This is a genomic window from Corynebacterium sp. HMSC056E09, from assembly GCF_001813425.1.
Lineage (GTDB): Bacteria > Actinomycetota > Actinomycetes > Mycobacteriales > Mycobacteriaceae > Corynebacterium > Corynebacterium hesseae.
In genome coordinates, this window is record NZ_KV812489.1 from 1 (window position 1) to 1,441 (window position 1,441).

The following is a 1,441-nucleotide window of genomic DNA, read 5'->3' on the forward strand; positions in this document are numbered from 1 at the left end:
GGGGTACTCGAGTGGCGAACGGGTGAGTAACACGTGGGTGATCTGCCTTGCACTCTGGGATAAGCTTGGGAAACTGGGTCTAATACCGGATATGAACTGCCTTTAGTGTGGTGGTTGGAAAGTTTTTTCGGTGCAAGATGAGCTCGCGGCCTATCAGCTTGTTGGTGGGGTAATGGCCTACCAAGGCGTCGACGGGTAGCCGGCCTGAGAGGGTGTACGGCCACATTGGGACTGAGATACGGCCCAGACTCCTACGGGAGGCAGCAGTGGGGAATATTGCACAATGGGCGGAAGCCTGATGCAGCGACGCCGCGTGGGGGATGACGGCCTTCGGGTTGTAAACTCCTTTCGACAGGGACGAAGCTTTTTGTGACGGTACCTGTATAAGAAGCACCGGCTAACTACGTGCCAGCAGCCGCGGTAATACGTAGGGTGCGAGCGTTGTCCGGAATTACTGGGCGTAAAGAGCTCGTAGGTGGTTTGTCGCGTCGTCTGTGAAATTCCGGGGCTTAACTTCGGGCGTGCAGGCGATACGGGCATAACTTGAGTGCTGTAGGGGAGACTGGAATTCCTGGTGTAGCGGTGAAATGCGCAGATATCAGGAGGAACACCGATGGCGAAGGCAGGTCTCTGGGCAGTTACTGACGCTGAGGAGCGAAAGCATGGGTAGCAAACAGGATTAGATACCCTGGTAGTCCATGCCGTAAACGGTGGGCGCTAGGTGTAGGGGGCTTCCACGTCTTCTGTGCCGTAGCTAACGCATTAAGCGCCCCGCCTGGGGAGTACGGCCGCAAGGCTAAAACTCAAAGGAATTGACGGGGGCCCGCACAAGCGGCGGAGCATGTGGATTAATTCGATGCAACGCGAAGAACCTTACCTGGGCTTGACATACACCAGATTGCTGCAGAGATGTAGTGTCCCTTGTGGTTGGTGTACAGGTGGTGCATGGTTGTCGTCAGCTCGTGTCGTGAGATGTTGGGTTAAGTCCCGCAACGAGCGCAACCCTTGTCTTATGTTGCCAGCATTTGGTTGGGGACTCATGAGAGACTGCCGGGGTTAACTCGGAGGAAGGTGGGGATGACGTCAAATCATCATGCCCCTTATGTCCAGGGCTTCACACATGCTACAATGGTCGGTACAACGCGCAGCGACACTGTGAGGTGGAGCGAATCGCTGAAAGCCGGTCTTAGTTCGGATTGGGGTCTGCAACTCGACCCCATGAAGTCGGAGTCGCTAGTAATCGCAGATCAGCAACGCTGCGGTGAATACGTTCCCGGGCCTTGTACACACCGCCCGTCACGTCATGAAAGTTGGTAACACCCGAAGCCAGTGGCCTAAACTTGTTAGGGAGCTGTCGAAGGTGGGATCGGCGATTGGGACGAAGTCGTAACAAGGTACCCGTACCGGAAGGTGCGGGTGGATCACCTCCTTTCTAAGGAGC

General features: G+C 55.8%; 1 rRNA gene. It reads left to right on the forward strand.

Features of this window, described 5'->3' with window-relative positions:
• Positions 1–1,432 (forward strand): 16S ribosomal RNA (locus HMPREF2912_RS02985); the annotation flags it as partial.
• Positions 1,433–1,441 lie beyond the last annotated feature (9 nt).